Genomic DNA, 16160 nt, shown 5'->3' with positions numbered 1-16160 from the left:
CACGAAACAAATGCAAGCGCTTACATCAGGTGTGTTGAACAAGCTTAGGCATAGGAGCCGTCTCCAGCGCCGTCGCCCGGAAGGAACCTCGTGCTCGCCGCCTCAACGCTCGCCGACGTCGCCCGGCTCGCCGGGGTCTCGACCGCCACGGTCTCGCGCGCGCTGAACGCGCCGGCGCGGGTTCGGCAGGCGACGCGCGAGCGTGTCGAGGCCGCCGTCGCGGCGCTGGGCTACACGCCGCATTTCGGCGGCCGGGCGCTCGCCTCCAACCGCACCAACACCTTCGGGGCGATCATCCCCACCATGGAGAACGCGATCTTCGCCCGCGGCATCCAGGCGATGGAGGAGGAGTTGTCGGAGCGCGGCGTCACGCTGCTCGTCGCGACGTCGCATTACGACGTCGCCGCGGAGGCGCGAAAGGTGCGCGCCCTGCTCGCCCGCGGCGTGGACGCGATCGCGCTGATCGGCCACTCGCGCCCGGCGGAGACGCTCGAACTCCTCAACGCGCGGCGCGTCCCGCATCTGCTTCTGTGGGCGACGTCCGAGGCGGCCGGCGCGCCCTTCGTAGGGTTCGACAACCGCGCCGCCGCGCGGCGCATGGCGGAACTGGTGCTCGACCACGGCCATCGCCGGATCGCCATGCTGTCGGGGCTTACCGCCGACAACGACCGCGCCGCGGCCCGCGTCGCGGGGGTGCGCGAAGCGCTGGACGCGCGCGGGGTCGCCCTCGCGGCGGAGAACCTCCTAGAAATCCCCTACGACCTCGACGCCGCGGCGGCCGCGGCGGTCGCGCTGCTCCGGCGCGCGCCGCGACCCGGCGTCGTCGTCTGCGGCAACGACGTGCTGGCCGCCGGCGCGCTGATCGGGGCGAAGTCTCTGGGGCTCCGCGTGCCGGCGGACGTCTCGGTGGTGGGCTTCGACGACATCGATCTCGCCGTCGCCGTCGATCCGCCGCTGACCACGATCCGCGTGCCGCACCGCCGGATGGGCCGCGCCGCGGCCCAGATGCTCTGCGCGATGGTCGACGGCGAGACGGTCGAGAGCCGCGCCATCGACGTCGAGCTGATGCTGCGCGGGTCGCTGGGGCGCGCCCCGGCCGGGAGCTGAGAGGGCGCGGCGCCGCGCTCAGCATGTCCGCCCCCGGCGCTCGATCTCGGCGCCCGATCTCGGCGCCTGATCTCGGGGCGCTGCGGCCGCCCGGCGCCGCCTTTGAGGTCAGCAGACCCCGGACCCCCCCCTTTTCGTGCGCAATGCGCTCGCATGGGCGCGATTGCATGCTAGCGTCGAGGGGCCAAGGGAGAGAGGGTTTGACAATGACCGAGGAAGCGAAACCGGGCGACGAAACCGAAGCGCGGCGCGGCGCAGGACTGGAGCGGCGCAGCCTGCTGTCGCTCGGCATCGCCGGCGCAGCCGCGGCGTCGCTGGCGACGGCGAACGGGGCGAAGGCCCAGGCGACCGGGGACAGCAAGCTCTACGCGATCAAGGATCGCGGGCGGCTGATCGTCGGCACCGGCAGCACGAACCCGCCCTGGCACTTCCAGGACGCCAACGGCGACCTCGCCGGCATGGACATCGACATGGCCAGACTGCTGGCCAAGGGCCTGTTCGACGACCCCGAGGCGGTGGAGTTCGTCATCCAGGGCTCCGACGCGCGCATCCCGAGCCTCATCACCGACAAGGTCGACATCGTGGTGCAGTGGATGACGGTCACGCCGGGCCGCGCCCAGCAGGTCGAGTTCACGATCCCCTATTACCGCGAGGGCGTCGGCCTGATGCTGCTGGCGGACAGCCAGTATGCCGACTTCGCCGCGCTGAGGGCCGCCGGCTCCACCATCACGGTCGGCGGCATGCAGAACGTCTTTCTCGAGGACTGGATCCGCAAGGCGCTGCCCGAGGCGAGGATCGACGCCTACGACAGCCCGGACGCGACGATCCAGGCGCTCAACGCCCGCAGGGTCGACGCCACGCTCTCCGACCAGTCCGCGATCCGCTGGATGATGCAGCAGGCGCCGGGCCGCTTCGCCGATTCGGGCTATGGCTGGCTGCCGAACTCCTACGCCTCGGCCGTGAAGCCGGGCGACCCGACCTGGCTCAACTGGGTCAACACCGTCTACAAGGAAGCGATGATGGGCGTCGATTTCGACCTCTTCGCCGCGTCCTACAAGAAGTGGTTCGGCGTCGATCTCGAAGTGCCGAAGGTCGGCTTTCCGGGGGAGTTCGCCTGATGCGGCGCGCCGGCGGCGCGGCGCCTGCGCGCCGCCGGCGCGGCTTCGCCCCGGTCGGGGTCTGCTGACGGATGATCGACTACCATTTCGACTGGACGGTGATCACCCGCAACGCCGGGTTCCTGGCGGATGCGCTGCTGCTGGGCCTCGGCCTCGCGGTGGCGTCGCTCGCGATCGGCTGCCTGATCGGCCTGCTCGCCGCCTATGCGCGCCTGTCGCGCTGGCGGCTGCTGTCGGGCGCGGTCTGGATCTATGTCGAGCTGATCCGGTGCATCCCGCTGCTGCTGCTGATCTTCTTTCTCTATTTCGGCCTGCCGGAGCTCGGCGTGCGCTTTCTCGACAAGTTCGAGACCTTCGTGGCGGCGCTCTCGATCTACGCCGGCGCCTACATGTGCGAAGTGTTCCGCGCCGGGCTGGAGTCGATCCCGCGGCAGTATGTCGAGGCCTCGAAGGCCATCGGGCTCAGGCCCTGGCAGCGCCAGCGCTACGTCGTGCTGCCGGTGATGTTCCGCATCACGCTGCCCTCGATCAGCAACAACCTGATCTCGCTCTTCAAGGACACCTCGCTCGCCGCGGCCATCGCGGTGCCGGAGCTGACCTTCGCCGCCCGCCAGATCAACGCCAACACGTTCCGCGTGATGGAGGCGTGGCTGACCGCGAGCGCCCTCTATCTGCTGACCGCCTACGCCATCGCCATCGCGCTGCGCCAGGTCGAGCGCCGCTACGCAGCCATCCGCTAGGAGCCCGCCCTGGACCTCGCGCTCACCCCCGGCACTTTCGCGTTCGAACTGTGGAACGCCCGGTTCGGCCTGTTGTCGGGCCTCGGCGCCACGCTGCTGAGCTCGGCGCTCAGCATCGTCATGGCGACCGTGCTGGGCGTGCTGCTCGGCGTCGCGCTGACCTATGGCTGGATCGGCCTGCGGCTGGCGGCGCGGCTTTATGTCGACGTGCTGCGCGGCATCCCGCTGCTGGTGCTGATCCTGTTCACCTATTACGGGCTGGCGCTGTTCGGCGTGAACGTCTCGGCGTTCTGGGCGGGGGTCATCGCGCTCGGCGGCTTCGCGACGGCCCATGTCGCCGAGAATTTTCGCGGCGCGGTCAGCTCGATCCCCTCGGGCCAGATGGAGGCCGCCAAGTCCATCGGCCTGCCCTTCGTGAACCGGCTGCGCTATGTCGTGCTGCCGCAGGCGTTCCGGCGGATGCTGCCGCCCTGGGTGAACACGGCGCTGGAGATCGTGAAGGGCACCACGCTGCTCTCGATCATCGGCGTGGTGGAGCTGCTGCTGGCGTCGCAGCAGGCGATGGCGCGCAACTACATGATCATCGACTTCTACCTGTTCACCGGGTTGGTCTACGTCGCGATCAACTTCACCCTGTCCCGCATCGGCGCGCGCCTGGAGCGCCGGTTCACCTTCGCCCGAAGCTGACCGGAGCGCCCCGACCCATGACCGATCCGATCCTGCTGCAGGCGCGCGGCGTCACCAAGAGCTTCGGGGGCGTGAACGTCCTGAAGGGCATCGACCTCGACGTGCTGCAGGGGCAGGTGGTGTCGCTCATCGGCGCGTCCGGCTCGGGCAAGACGACCTTCCTGCGCTGCGTGAACCTGCTGGAGGAGCACGACGGCGGCGAAATCCTGCTCGACGGGGAGCCCATCGGCTACCGCGACCAGGGCGGCCGGCGCGTCAGGCTGAGCGAGGCGCGCGTCTCCGCGCAGCGGGCGCGCATCGGCATGGTGTTCCAGCAGTTCAACCTGTTCCCCCACCTCACCGCGAGCGGCAACGTCACGCTCGGGCTGACCAAGGTGCTCGGCAAGAGCAAGGCGGAAGCGCAGGAGATCGCGGAGCACTGGCTCGACCGGGTCGGCCTGTCCGCCCACAGCGCGCGACACCCCTACGAGCTTTCGGGCGGCCAGCAGCAGCGCGTGGCCATCGCGCGCGCGGTGGCGATGCAGCCGCGGCTGCTGCTCTTCGACGAGGTGACTTCGGCGCTCGACCCCGAGCTCGTCGCCGAGGTGCTCACGGTGATGCGCAGCCTCGCCGAGAGCGGCATGACCATGCTGCTGGTGAGCCACGAGATGCTGTTCGTGCGCGAGGTCTCCGACCATGTGCTGTTTCTCGAACAGGGCAGGGTTGCGGTCGAGGGCCCGCCGTCGCAGGTGTTCGACCAGCCCGAGAACGAGCGCCTGCGCAGCTTCCTCGGGCGGTTTCACGGACTGTTCGGCGCCAGCTCGGCCTGAGCGGCGCGCGAAGCGACATCCGGCGCCGAATTCTGGGAGGATCCAGCGATGGCTGAGGCGACGATGGCGGACGTGCTGGTGATCGGCGGCGGCGTCGCCGGCGTGGGCGCGGGCGCCTTCATCGCCGCGGACGCGCGGGTGGTCGTGCTCGAGCGCGAAGCCGCCATCGGCTACCACGCCACCTCCCGGTCGGCGGCCGTCTACATCCGCAACTACGGCAACGCGACGCTGAGGGCGCTCAACGCCAGCGCCGAGCCCTTCCTCACCGAGCCCGAGGGCGTCTCGGACCGATCGCTGCTGTCGCCCCGCGGCCAGCTGATGATCGCGCGCGAGGACGAGACATCGGCGCTCGACGCCTATCTCGACGGCGCGTCCGGCATCGCGAGGATCGCGCCGGAGGACGCCGTCGCGCTGTTTCCCATCCTGCGGCGGGAGGGTCTGGCGGCGGCGGCCCATGAGCCCGCCGCCAGCGACATCGACGTGGACCGGCTGCTCCAGGGGCTTGCGCGCCTGCTGCGCGTCCGCGGCGGGCTGATCGTCACCGGCGCCGCGGTCGGCGCGCTGGCGCGGTCGGGCGGCGCATGGCGGGCCGAGACGCGGCAGGGCGTCTTCGAGGCGCCGGTGGTCGTGAACGCCGCGGGGGCCTGGGCCGACACCGTGGCGGCGCTGGCCGGCCTGCGCCCCGTCGGGCTGACGCCCTATCGCCGTTCGGCGGCGATCCTGCCCGCGCCCGACGGCTTCAACGTCTCGCGCTGGCCGCTGATCGTGTCGGCGGCGGAAACCTTCTACGCCAAGCCCGAGGCGGGCCGCCTCATGGTCTCGCCGGCTGACGAGGACGCCGTCGAGCCGCATGACGCCTGGCCCGACGAGATGGTGCTGGCGGAGGGCCTGCACCGCTACGAACAGGCGGTGACGACGCCGGTCACGCGCGTCGAGCGGAGCTGGGCAGGCCTGCGGACCTTCGCGCCCGACCGCACGCCGGTCGTCGGCTTCTCGGCGGCGGCGGAAGGGTTCTTCTGGCTCGCCGGTCAGGGCGGCTACGGCGTACAGACGGCGCCCGCGCTTTCGCGGCTCGCTGCCGACCTCGTCGCCGGCCGCGCCGCCGCGCTGCCGGAAACCGTCGTCCGGGCGCTCGATCCGGCGCGTCTTGCGGCGCCGGGGCCGGGACGCGCCGCATGAGGCCTGCGTCCCGGCTGTGAGAACGGGGCGGCGCAACTCCCGCCGCGGCCGCCCGGTCTTCGCCCGAAGACGCGGCTGATCCCGACCGCCCGACCGGCGCCGACTTGCGCGACAGGCTGACCGCGTCGCCAAGACGCCACATGCGTCGCATGCGGGCAACAGTCGGGCGCGGAGCGGTCGCCGCGCGCCGGCCCGGGCAAGAACATGTCAACCTCGGCCCGCCAGTTTTCGCCGAGTGTTCCAGTTGTACGAGTGTGCCCATGTCCCATTCCATCATCACCCGGCGCGTCCTCATGGCCGGCGCAGCGGCCGCCGCCTGTTCCGCCTGCGCCCGTGCCGAGTCTCCGGCTCCGGCCGCACCCCCTGCGCCGGTCGTCGCGGCGCCTCCGGCGCCGCCAGAACCTCCGACCTATGCCGACAGGCTGTCCGCAATGGGCCTGAACTGGGCGCCGCCGGCCGTGGGCAAGGCGGTGCTGGTGAACGTGCCGAGCTTTGACGTCATCGCCTTCGAGGACGGCGAGCCGGTGCTCACCAGCCGCGCCATCGTCGGCGCGCCCCGGACGCCCTCGCCGATCGGAGAGGTCCGGTCCGGCGTCGTGCGCTTTCGCCCGACCTGGCGGCCGACGCCGCGGATGGTGCGCGAGGGGCTCTACGAGGATGGCGTGCGGCCGCCCGGCCCGGGAAACCCGCTCGGCCTCGCCGCGATCCGCTTCGACGAGGGCGGCACGATCTACCTCCACGGCACCAACAAGCCGAAGCTCTTCGAGCGGGAGCGGCGCGCGCTGTCCTCCGGCTGCGTGCGGGTCGAGCGCATTGCGGAGTTGAGCGCCTTCGTGCTGGCATGGGAGCATGACGAGGTGCTGGCGGCGATGCAGGGCCGGCGCAGCTTCGACGCGCCGACGCCCGGCCTTCCCATCGTCTTCACCTACGCCACGCGCTTCGCCCTGCCGGGCGCGGAGGAGCGCGAGTGGCCCGACGTCTACGGCCGGGCCTGAGAGCGAACCCTCGCACGATATGGCGGCGCGCGGCGGCGGACGGGCCGCGCGTCTCACCCCTTCGGCGGACGCTCCGGCAGAAGGCCCTCGGGGCGGAACCGCAGCACGAGCTGCAGCGCCAGCCCGATCAGGAAGACGCGGAAGTACTTCGCCTGAATCGCGTACTCCGCAGGCAGGCGGTCGGTCAGCATCTCGCTCATCGACCAGATCGACCAGACCACGACCACCCCGAGGATGGCCCCTCGGTTGTTCCCCGAACCGCCAAGGATCAGCATGATCCAGACGAGGAAGGTCGCCACCATGGGGTCGATGGCCTCCGGCGTGATCGAGCGGTTGAAGTGGGCGAAGAGCGCGCCGCCAAGGCCCATCAGCGCGGCGCCGAAGACGAACGCCTCCATCCTCCGGGCCTCGACGTCCTTGCCCATGGCGCGGGCGGCGGTCTCGTTGTCGCGGATCCCGCGCATCATCCGCCCCCAGGGCGCGCGCAGCTGGCGTTCGACCGCCAGATAGGCGGCGAGCAGCAGCGCCAGCACGATGGCGAGATAACCGAGATTGCCCTCAAGCGCCGCGGCGGCGCTGCCGCCGGGCCCGGCGAGCGGTCGCGGAAGGTTGGCGATGCCCGAGGCGGCGCCGGTCAGCCAGCCCTCCGACCGGGCGACAAGGCGGATGATCTCGGCCACGCCAATGGTGGCGATGGCGAGATAGTCCGACCGCAGACGCAGGCAGACCCGTCCGACGGGCCAGGCGACCAGTCCCGCGAACGCCATCGCCGCCAGCCAGCCGACCGGCGCCGGCAGCTCGAATCCGCCGATCCGCGAAGGGTCCGCCGCCGAGGTGAAGATCGCCGAGGCGTAGGCGCCGACGGCGAAGAAGCCGGCGACGCCGGCGTTGAACAGGCCGGCGAAGCCCCACTGAATGTTCAGGCCCAGCGCCAGGATCGCATAGACGCCCATGAACACGGCGAGCTGGCTGGCGTAGGTGGCGAGGCCGATCCACTCCATCAGGCCGGCTCGCCGAAGAAGGCTTCCAGCGCGGCGGCGGTCTGGTCGGGGGCCTCCTCCGCGGGAAAGTGGCCGCAGTCGACCACCCTGCACCGGAAATCCTGCGCGAAGCCAGCCCAGTGCGCCGCTGGGTCGCCGCTCGCCGCAGGGAAGCCGCGCTCGCCGCACATCAGCAGAACCGGCGCGGCGATGCGTCGGCCGGCCGCCAGATCGGCCTCGTCATGGGCGCGGTCGGGGCCCGCGCCGGCGCGGTAGTCGGCGCAGAAGGCGGCGATGCGCTCAGGCGGGGCGAATGCCTCGCGGTAGGCTGCGATCGCGCCGTCGAAGGCGGAGAGATCCTTCGATTTCGACCAGTCCCGCAGCAGCGTTTCGAGAAAGAAGACCGGGTCGGCGCCGATCAGCCGCTCCGGCGTCGGCGGCTTCTGGGCGAGAAACGGCCAGTGCCACGCCTTCAGCGCCATCTCCGCCGAGAAGGCGCGCCAGAACATCGCAGTGGGCGCGATCTCCAGCGCGGCGAGGCGCTCGACCGCAGCCGGCCAGTCGAGCGCCAGCCTGTAGGCGACCCGTCCCCCGCGGTCATGGCCGGCGAGCGAGAAACGCCCGAAGCCCAGGGACCGCATCGCCTCGACCATGTCGGCGGCCATGGCCCGCTTGGCGTAGGTCTCGTGATCGGGGTCGTCCGCCGGCGCGTCCGACCGGCCATAGCCGCGCAGGTCGGCGGCGACCACCGTGAAACGGCGCGCGAGGCGGGGGGCGACGCGGCGCCACGCCTCATGGGTCTGCGGAAAGCCGTGCAGCAGCAGGAGCGGCGGCCCATCGCCGCCGATGCGCGCGAAGATCTCCGCGCCCCGGCCGGGCAGCCGCGCCTCGCGGAACCCGCTCCAGCTCATAGCACCTTCCCCCTGAAGAGCCCCGTAGGCCGCACGCTCAGCATGAGCAGCAGCACGGCGAAGGCCATGGCGGACTTGTACTGCGCCGGGATAACGAGCACCGCGCATTCCTCCAGCACGCCCACGACGAGCCCGCCGACAAGCGCCCCCTCCACCCGGCCGACGCCGCCGAGAATGGCCGCGGCGAACATCGGCAGCAGAAGCTGCCAGCCCATCATCGAGCGCAGTTCGGTGTTGAGGCCAAGGAAGAAGCCCGCCGCCGCCGCGAGGGCCCCGACGATCCCCCATGTCAGCGCGGTGACAAGGCCGGTGTCGACGCCGGACAGCCGGGCGAGGTCGGGATTGTCCGACATGGCGCGCATCGCCTTGCCGAGCCGCGTGCGCGCGAGAAACTGCGTCAGCGCCAGCACCAGAAGGCCGGCGGCCAGAAGCGTGAGAAGCTCCCGGTCGCGCAGGCGCACGCCGAAATAATCGTCGGGGCGCACGATCCCGCGGACATAGCTCTGGCTGTCGACGCCGAAGCCCATCTGCACCAGCGAGCGCAGCATCAGCGCCACGCCGAGGGACGCGATGACGGTGAGGATCAGCGGGCGGCGGCGCAGATGCGCGTAGAACAGCCGGTCGGCGCCGATGGCGACGCCGGCGGCGAACGCCATCGCCGCCGGCAGGCCGAACCAGGGATTCAGGCCGGTCCCCCACACGACGGCCAGAGCGATGAAGGCGCCCAGCGTGGCCAGATCGCCATGAGCGAGATGGGCGAAGCGCATCACGCCGAACACCAGCGTCACGCCGATGGCCCCGAGCGCATAGATCGACCCCAGCACCAGGCCGGGGACGATGTGGAAGTTCACGAAGTCGAGCAGGGTCATCGCGGGGCGCGCCTCAACGGTTCAGAACCTCGCGGATCTCGACCATGTTGGCGCGGGCGCGCAGCATGTTGGCGGCCATGGCCGACAGGTGGTCGGGCGTGAAGATGCTGTCCTCGCGTCCGTTCGACACGATGAGCGGCTCCAGCGAGGCGCTCTCGGCGACATGGGCCTCCATGCGGTCCCAGATCTGGCCGAGATTTGCGTCCCGGATGACCGTGCTGAAGTCGGACCGCACGGCCTGAAGATAGCCGTGATAGGCCCACATCAGGCCATGCGCCTCGTAGAACAGGTTGTCGGCGCGGAAGTCGAAGAAGCCGCGGTTGTTGCCGGTGGCGGGGACCATCGCCTTCTGCTGGACGTCCCACGCGTCGCCCTTGCTGCGGCTGGCGAGCTGGTCGGTCATGCCGCCGATCTCGTTGGCGATGCGGTCGAGCAGCTGGAACAGGTTGTCGCTGCGGCTGTCGTAGAGCGCCTCGCAGCGCCGGAGTTTCGCGTTGTACGCCTCGTAGTTCCCGATGGCGGATCGGTAGGACGAACCTGCCGCCGTCGAGATCAGCGGCAGCCGGGAATCGAACGGGTTCACGATCCACGACCGCTCGTTCCACTGCACGGAGCTGCGCGCGTCCTGCAGATCGACGTCGGCGGCGGAGGTGCCGCGGGCCCGGCCGAGGATGTCGACCATCTCGATCGACATGCGCCGCACCGCCCTGAGCGCGCCGATCTGGAAGCTCGCCTTGTTGTCGAAGAATGGCCCCGGCGCGAAGCTGACGACACCGAACCAGCCGATCTTGTATTGCGGATCGGCCGGCGCCCAGGTGTTCTGGTTCACCAGCACGTCGAGAATGTAGCCGCTCATCGCCGCCACCGCGCTGTCGCCGCAGCCGCCGTCTGGCGCCTCGGTCCCCGGCGAAACGGCGGGCCGGTCCGCGGTCAGCACCACTTGCGGATAGCCGAGGTCGTCGCCGTGGATGATCGTCAGGCGGCTCACGAGCGCGGCGATGTAGATGATCACTACCAGCGCGACGAGCGGCCGCATAAAGTAGAGAATGCGGCGGATCCGACCGCTGTCGGCGAGGTCGGCTGCGCGTTTGGACTTTGCAAGCCGATCGAAGCCCGCCATGCGGCGAAGCCGATCCCAAAACTCAACAGCCCAGTCGAAAAGGCGGTTCATGGCGGTCATCCTCCAAGAAAGAGCTGGGCGATTTCAGGGTCTTCAAGCAACGCGGCGCCGGTTCCCTCGCGCCGGTTGCGCCCCGCCGCGAGCACATAAGCCCGGTCGGCGAGCGCGAGCGCCTGGCGCGCGTGCTGCTCGACCAGCATCACGGACACGCCAGCGGCGCGGATGTCGCGGACGATCTCGAAGATCCGCTCCATGTAGAGCGGGCTGAGCCCTGCGGTCGGCTCGTCGAGCAGCAGCAGCCGCGGATCGAGCATCAGCGCCCGCCCCATCGCCACCATCTGCCGCTGCCCGCCGGAGAGCCGCCCGGCCAGCTCGCGCCGCTTGAGGGCGAGGTCGGGAAACAGGGCGTAGACGCGCTCGAAGGCGGCGGCAACGCCGTCGCGACGGATGAACGCCCCCATTTCGAGGTTCTCGTGCACCGTCATCTCACGAAACACGTTGTCGACCTGCGGCACGAAGCCGACGCCGTGGCGCACGATGCGGTCGGCGCCCCATCCGGCGATCGGCGCGCCGTCGAACCAGACATGACCGTGACGGATGCGCAGCAGGCCGATGACGGCCTTCATCGCGGTCGACTTCCCGGCGCCGTTGGGACCGACAACCACGACGATCTCACCGCGGCCGACGGTCATCGAGACGTCATGGATGATGTCCGCGTCGCCGTAGCCGCCGGTGACGCGCTCGACGGAGAGAATCGCGCTCATGCGTCCACGCCCACAGGCACGCGCTCGCCCAGATAGGCTTCGAGCACGCGCGGATCGTTGCGCACGGCGGCGAAGCCGCCCTCGATCAGCAGCCGCCCCTCGGCCATGCAGACGACGTGGCCGCACAGGCGCTCGATCATGCCCATGTCGTGCTCGATCAACAGGAAGGTGTAGCCGTGTTCGCGATTGAGGCGGCGGATCGTCGCCTCGATGTCGCGCAGCAAGGTGCGGTTCACGCCGGCGGCGGGCTCGTCGAGAAGGACGAGCCGCGCGTCGCTCATCATGGTGCGACCGATTTCGAGAAGCTTCTTCTGCCCGCCCGAGAGGCCGCCCGCCGGAAGATCGGCGACATGGCCGAGGTTCAGACTGTCCAGCACGGCGTCGGCCCTCCCGCGCAGGCCGGCCTCCTCGGCGCGTACGGCGCCCCAGCGCAGCCAGTTGGCCGCAAGGCTCTCGCCGGACTGGCCCGACGCGGCGAGCATCAGGTTCTCGCGGGCGCTCAGGCGGTGGAACTCGTGGGGTATCTGGAAGGTGCGCACGAGGCCGCGCCGATACCGCGCATCGGGGCTGAGTCGCGTGATGGCCTCACCAAGGAACCGCACCGCACCCGCCGTCGGGCGCAGGGCGCCGGCGATGACGTTGAAGAGCGTCGTCTTGCCGGCGCCGTTCGGGCCGATGAGCCCGGTGATCGACCCGGCCTCCACGGAGAAGCCGCACCCGTCGACCGCGGTGAGGCCGCCGAAGCGCATCGTGATGGCTTCAAGTTCCAGCATGACCGCACAAACCCGCCCGTCGCCGCGCCCCCAGCCGCGAAGCCGCCCGGAAGTCATAGCGCCCAACGGGGCGGGCGCGAAAGGCTTGGCCGCGCGCCATCGACCTGAGCTTCCCGACTGAAGAGCGCCATCTGGCTTTCCGCCCCCATCGGCGCGCGCCGAACGCCGAGATCCGTGCAGTTCACCGCATAGGCCGTCCGCGACGCGACCCCCTCGCACCAGCTCCGGAACCGTTGGCGGCCCCACTCGAAGCGATGCCCGGGGTGGCGGAATCGCCCCCGCGGCACGCCGAGCGCATCGTTGAAGTCGGCGTTCGGCGTCGTCATCACGACGAAGCGCGGACGCGCCGCCCGAAAGACGGCCCGCTCCAGGGTCGAGAGCCGCTCGGGATCGACATGCTCGATCACCTCGACGAGCGTCGCGACGTCGAAGCCCGCAAAGGCGGGGCCCAGCGCCGAGATCTGGCCGTGATGAAGGACCACCGTCGCGCCGCGCGGCGCCGCACCCACCTCCGCCTCGGCCCGCCTCGCCTGCAATCGCTCGAGCGCGTCCCGCGAGACGTCGACGCCCTCGATGCGCTCCACGCCGGGCAGACGGGCGAGCTCGATGATCAGATCACCGTCGCCGCAGCCGAGATCGAGGACGGTGCGGGCCTGCAGCCGCATGACCGTCTCCCTCACGACCCGCAGGCGCTCGGCGTGAAGCGGCGTGGTCATCGGCGGAAACGACCTCTCGCGGGCGCCCGCCGGCGAGGCGCGGCGGCGACGTTCCACAGGAAGATGGGGAAAAGCCGGGGGCGGGCGGGCGCCGACGCTGTGAGCGGACCGCGCGCAGCGATGATCCGCAGCGAAAGGAGCGCTGCGCGCCGGGACCACCCCCGAAACCTCGCCCTTCTCCCACAACCAGGCGGACGCCTGTCCCCGGCGATGCGGCGATTGTGCGCGACTCGGCCCATGTGGGCGGACTCCGCATGGATCGGCCTGCGACGCAAGAGCGCTGGCCGGGCCCATGTGCTTGAAACCGAACGGCCCATGCCGGAAACAGTTGTCTGCGGCGTGGCATGGGGCCTGCCGCCGCTGCGTGGGACGGTTCTGGATAACTCTGTGCGCAGAGTGTGCGGCGGCGATAATCCCCATGACCCACAGCCCATCTACGACTCCATCCTTTCCTAAAAATCCTTGAACGGAGAAGGCATGACCACCGGAAAATCGCTCCTGCGCGTTCTCTCGGGAGAGAGCCTTGCGGCGCCGCCGGTGTGGCTCATGCGACAGGCGGGCAGATACCTGCCGGAATACCTGGCGACGCGGGCGCAGGCAGGGTCATTCCTGGATCTCTGCTACTCGCCCCAACTTGCCGCGGAAGTGACGCTTCAGCCCATCCGCCGCTTCGGCTTCGACGCGGCGATCCTGTTCGCCGACATCCTGCTCGTGCCGCACGGTCTTGGCCGGAAGCTCTGGTTCGAGACCGGCGAAGGGCCGCGGCTGGAGCCGATGACGACCATGGAGGAGGTGGAACGGCTCGCCGACGTCGCCGCGATGCATGAGTTCCTTGCTCCGGTCTACGAGACGGTCCGCATTCTTCGCGGCGCGCTGCCGAAGGAGACGACGCTCATCGGTTTCGCCGGCGCGCCGTGGACCGTGGCGACCTACATGATCGCCGGTCGGGGGAAGGACCAGCAGGCCGGCGCGCTTGCGCTGATGCGCGGCGCGCCGGAAGTGTTCAGCGCGCTGATGGCGCGGCTGGAGACCGCGACGACGGCCTATCTGATCGCGCAGATCGACGCCGGCGCCGAAGTGGTGAAGCTCTTTGACAGCTGGGCGGGCGCGCTGGCGCCGAACCCGGCGGTGTTCCAGCGCTGGTGCGTCGACCCGGCCGAGCGGATCGCGGCGGCGGTGCGCGCGGCGCGACCGGGCGCGCCGGTGATCCTGTTCCCGCGCGGCGCCGGGGAACTCTACGCCGACATGGCGCGGGGAACCGGCGCGCAGGCGCTGGCGATCGATGAGGGCGTCTCGGCGACATGGGCGCGCGATGCGCTGCAACCGCATGTCGCGGTCCAGGGGAACCTCGACGCGCGGCACATGGTGACGGGCGGCGCGGCGCTGGACGATGCCGCGCGCGGGTTGTTGTCGACGCTCGGCGGCGGGCCGTTCATCTTCAACCTGGGTCATGGAATCACGCCGGACGCCGACCCCGCCAATGTGGAGCGTCTGCTTCGCGTGATCAGGGGTTGAGCGATGTACGAGACGGTCAAGACGATCCACATCCTGGCCTGGACAAGCTGGATGGCAGGCCTGTTCTACCTCCCGCGCATCTTCGTCTATCATGCGGAGTCGGCGACGCCGGGCGATGCGACGTCCGAGACGTTCAAGGTCATGGAGCGCAAGCTGCATCGTTTCATCATGGGCCCGGCCATGATCGCGACCTGGATCACGGGTCTGTGGCTGGCCTGGATGCTGTGGGGCAGCGTCGCCACTTCCGGATGGTTCTGGGTGAAGGTCGGAATGGTCGCCGCGATGACCGGATTTCACCACATGGCCGGGACGTGGGTGAAGCGCTTCGCCGCGGACGCGAACACGCGGCCGGGCAGGTTCTACCGCATCGCGAACGAGGCGCCGACATTGCTGTTCGTGGTGATCGTGATCATGGTGATCGTCAGGCCGTTCTGACGCTCACCATTTGACAACGCTTTCCATACATCCATATACACGTCATCCCCGGCGACGGCTCGATGTTGCGCCCCTCCCATATCTCGCCAATCACGGACAGTCCCTTCCTGTCCCAGAGGCGATCCTCCACGGACCAGTTATGGAAACCGATTATCTGAAGCTCTCGGAACTCAAGGCGAAATCGCCTACCGAACTTCTGGCCTTTGCTGAAGAACTTGAAGTCGAAAATGCCAGCTCCATGCGCAAGCAGGACATGCTTTTTGCGATCTTGAAAGAACTTGCAGAGCGTGAAGTCGAAATTCAAGGAACGGGTGTTCTGGAAGTACTACAAGACGGCTTCGGATTTCTGCGGTCGCCTGAAGCAAACTATCTGCCTGGCCCTGACGACATCTATGTTTCACCGTCTCAGATCCGGCGGTTTTCGCTGCGCACCGGTGATACGGTCGACGGGATGATCCGTGCGCCCAAGGACGGTGAACGGTACTTCGCGCTGCTCAAGGTCTCGACGATCAACTTCGAGGACCCGGAAGCGGCCCGGCACAAGGTGCACTTCGACAACCTGACGCCGCTCTATCCCGACCAGCGCTTCAACATGGAGATCGACGATCCGGCGGTTAAGGACCGCTCGGCGCGAATCATCGATCTTGTGGCGCCGCTCGGCAAGGGTCAGCGCGCGCTGATCGTCGCGCCGCCACGCACGGGCAAGACCGTGCTGCTGCAGAACATCGCGCATTCCATCGAGCGCAACCATCCCGAGTGCTACCTCATCGTGCTGCTCATCGACGAGCGCCCGGAAGAGGTGACGGACATGCAGCGCTCGGTGAAGGGCGAGGTTGTGGCCTCTACGTTCGACGAGCCCGCGACGCGCCATGTCGCCGTCAGCGAGATGGTCATCGAGAAAGCCAAGCGGCTGACCGAGCATGGCCGCGACGTCGTGATCCTGCTCGATTCGATCACGCGACTCGGCCGCGCCTATAACACCGTCGTGCCCTCCAGCGGCAAGGTGCTGACAGGCGGCGTCGACGCCAATGCGCTTCAGCGGCCCAAGCGGTTCTTCGGCGCGGCCCGCAACATCGAGGAGGGCGGCTCGCTGACGATCATCGCAACCGCGCTGATCGAGACGGGTTCGCGGATGGACGAAGTGATCTTCGAGGAGTTCAAGGGTACCGGCAACAGCGAGATCGTGCTCGATCGGAAGGTCGCCGACAAACGCGTGTTCCCGGCGCTCGACATCCTGAAGTCCGGCACCCGCAAGGAAGAGTTGCTGGTGCAGAAGAGTGAGCTCACCAAAATCTTCGTGCTGCGGCGCATTCTCAACCCGATGGGAACGGCGGACGCCATCGAATTTCTGCTAGGCAAGCTCAAGCAGACGCGGAGCAACAAGGATTTCTTCGACTCGATGAACACCTGACGCGGCGCAGACGGCCACCGCTGCGGTTCGA

At 69.5% G+C, this 16160-nt stretch carries 17 protein-coding genes; 10 read left to right on the top strand and 7 right to left on the bottom strand.

Annotated elements, in window-relative coordinates; translation table 11 throughout:
- Positions 1-90 precede the first annotated feature (90 nt).
- The 7 genes from BLW43_RS16775 to BLW43_RS16745 all read left to right on the top strand — a co-directional run bounded on the left by BLW43_RS16775 (position 91) and on the right by BLW43_RS16745 (position 6635).
- Entirely contained in the window at positions 91-1107 is a 1017-nt protein-coding gene (locus tag BLW43_RS16775) for a LacI family DNA-binding transcriptional regulator (protein WP_093255220.1), read from the top strand.
- Between the two features lie 206 nt (positions 1108-1313).
- A complete protein-coding gene (locus BLW43_RS16770; protein WP_093255218.1) occupies positions 1314-2225 on the top strand; it encodes a transporter substrate-binding domain-containing protein in 912 nt (303 codons plus the stop codon).
- Between the two features lie 71 nt (positions 2226-2296).
- A complete protein-coding gene (locus BLW43_RS16765) occupies positions 2297-2965 on the top strand; it encodes an amino acid ABC transporter permease (protein ID WP_093255217.1) in 669 nt (222 codons plus the stop codon).
- Between the two features lie 72 nt (positions 2966-3037).
- Positions 3038-3652, top strand: coding sequence for an amino acid ABC transporter permease (locus tag BLW43_RS16760; protein WP_217632214.1), 615 nt, complete (start codon positions 3038-3040; stop codon positions 3650-3652).
- 17 nt (positions 3653-3669) lie between these two features.
- Positions 3670-4461, top strand: a complete 792-nt coding sequence (locus tag BLW43_RS16755; protein ID WP_093255214.1) for an amino acid ABC transporter ATP-binding protein — start codon at positions 3670-3672, stop codon at positions 4459-4461.
- A gap of 48 nt (positions 4462-4509) precedes the next feature.
- Entirely contained in the window at positions 4510-5640 is a 1131-nt protein-coding gene (locus tag BLW43_RS16750) for an NAD(P)/FAD-dependent oxidoreductase (protein WP_245731099.1), read from the top strand.
- 431 nt (positions 5641-6071) lie between these two features.
- Positions 6072-6635, top strand: a complete 564-nt coding sequence (locus BLW43_RS16745; RefSeq protein ID WP_139284105.1) for a L,D-transpeptidase family protein — start codon at positions 6072-6074, stop codon at positions 6633-6635.
- Positions 6636-6688: 53 nt separating this feature from the next.
- Here the strand turns inward: BLW43_RS16745 and BLW43_RS16740 are convergent, their stop codons facing one another.
- The 7 genes from BLW43_RS16740 to BLW43_RS16710 are packed head-to-tail and all read right to left on the bottom strand — an operon-like array spanning position 6689 to position 12768.
- The gene (locus BLW43_RS16740) at positions 6689-7636 is read right to left on the bottom strand and encodes a branched-chain amino acid ABC transporter permease (RefSeq protein WP_093255211.1); all 948 of its coding nucleotides are present in this window, start codon (positions 7634-7636) and stop codon (positions 6689-6691) included.
- Positions 7636-8526 carry an alpha/beta fold hydrolase gene (locus BLW43_RS16735; RefSeq protein ID WP_093255210.1) on the bottom strand — a complete coding sequence of 297 codons (891 nt, stop codon included), beginning with the start codon at positions 8524-8526 and terminating at the stop codon, positions 7636-7638. The genes BLW43_RS16740 and BLW43_RS16735 overlap by 1 nt, the downstream gene beginning before the upstream one ends.
- The gene (locus BLW43_RS16730) at positions 8523-9395 is read right to left on the bottom strand and encodes a branched-chain amino acid ABC transporter permease (protein WP_093255208.1); all 873 of its coding nucleotides are present in this window, start codon (positions 9393-9395) and stop codon (positions 8523-8525) included. Before BLW43_RS16730 ends, BLW43_RS16735 begins: the two co-directional genes overlap by 4 nt.
- Before the next feature lie 13 nt (positions 9396-9408).
- Complete coding sequence (locus BLW43_RS16725; RefSeq protein ID WP_175478966.1) at positions 9409-10566, bottom strand: DUF2333 family protein; 1158 nt, start codon at positions 10564-10566, stop codon at positions 9409-9411.
- Positions 10567-10571: 5 nt separating this feature from the next.
- Complete coding sequence (locus tag BLW43_RS16720) at positions 10572-11279, bottom strand: ABC transporter ATP-binding protein (RefSeq protein ID WP_093255205.1); 708 nt, start codon at positions 11277-11279, stop codon at positions 10572-10574.
- Positions 11276-12052, bottom strand: a complete 777-nt coding sequence (locus BLW43_RS16715; protein ID WP_093255204.1) for an ABC transporter ATP-binding protein — start codon at positions 12050-12052, stop codon at positions 11276-11278. Before BLW43_RS16715 ends, BLW43_RS16720 begins: the two co-directional genes overlap by 4 nt.
- Positions 12053-12105: 53 nt before the next feature.
- Entirely contained in the window at positions 12106-12768 is a 663-nt protein-coding gene (locus BLW43_RS16710; protein WP_093255203.1) for a methyltransferase domain-containing protein, read from the bottom strand.
- A gap of 477 nt (positions 12769-13245) precedes the next feature.
- On the opposite strand from BLW43_RS16710, the gene hemE reads away from it, so the two are divergent.
- The 3 genes from hemE to rho all read left to right on the top strand — a co-directional run bounded on the left by hemE (position 13246) and on the right by rho (position 16129).
- The gene (hemE, locus tag BLW43_RS16705) at positions 13246-14283 is read left to right on the top strand and encodes a uroporphyrinogen decarboxylase (RefSeq protein WP_093255202.1); all 1038 of its coding nucleotides are present in this window, start codon (positions 13246-13248) and stop codon (positions 14281-14283) included.
- 3 nt (positions 14284-14286) lie between these two features.
- Positions 14287-14718, top strand: a complete 432-nt coding sequence (gene hemJ, locus BLW43_RS16700) for a protoporphyrinogen oxidase HemJ (protein ID WP_093255201.1) — start codon at positions 14287-14289, stop codon at positions 14716-14718.
- Between the two features lie 139 nt (positions 14719-14857).
- Positions 14858-16129 (top strand): transcription termination factor Rho, encoded by a 1272-nt coding sequence (gene rho / locus BLW43_RS16695; RefSeq protein ID WP_093255199.1) that lies wholly within the window; start codon positions 14858-14860, stop codon positions 16127-16129.
- Positions 16130-16160: the final 31 nt, after the last annotated feature.

It is taken from the genome of Rubrimonas cliftonensis (assembly GCF_900107585.1).
Classification (GTDB): Bacteria; Pseudomonadota; Alphaproteobacteria; order Rhodobacterales; family Rhodobacteraceae; genus Rubrimonas; species Rubrimonas cliftonensis.
Note: the sequence above shows the minus strand (reverse complement) of the source record. Positions and strands in the feature narration are given on the sequence as shown.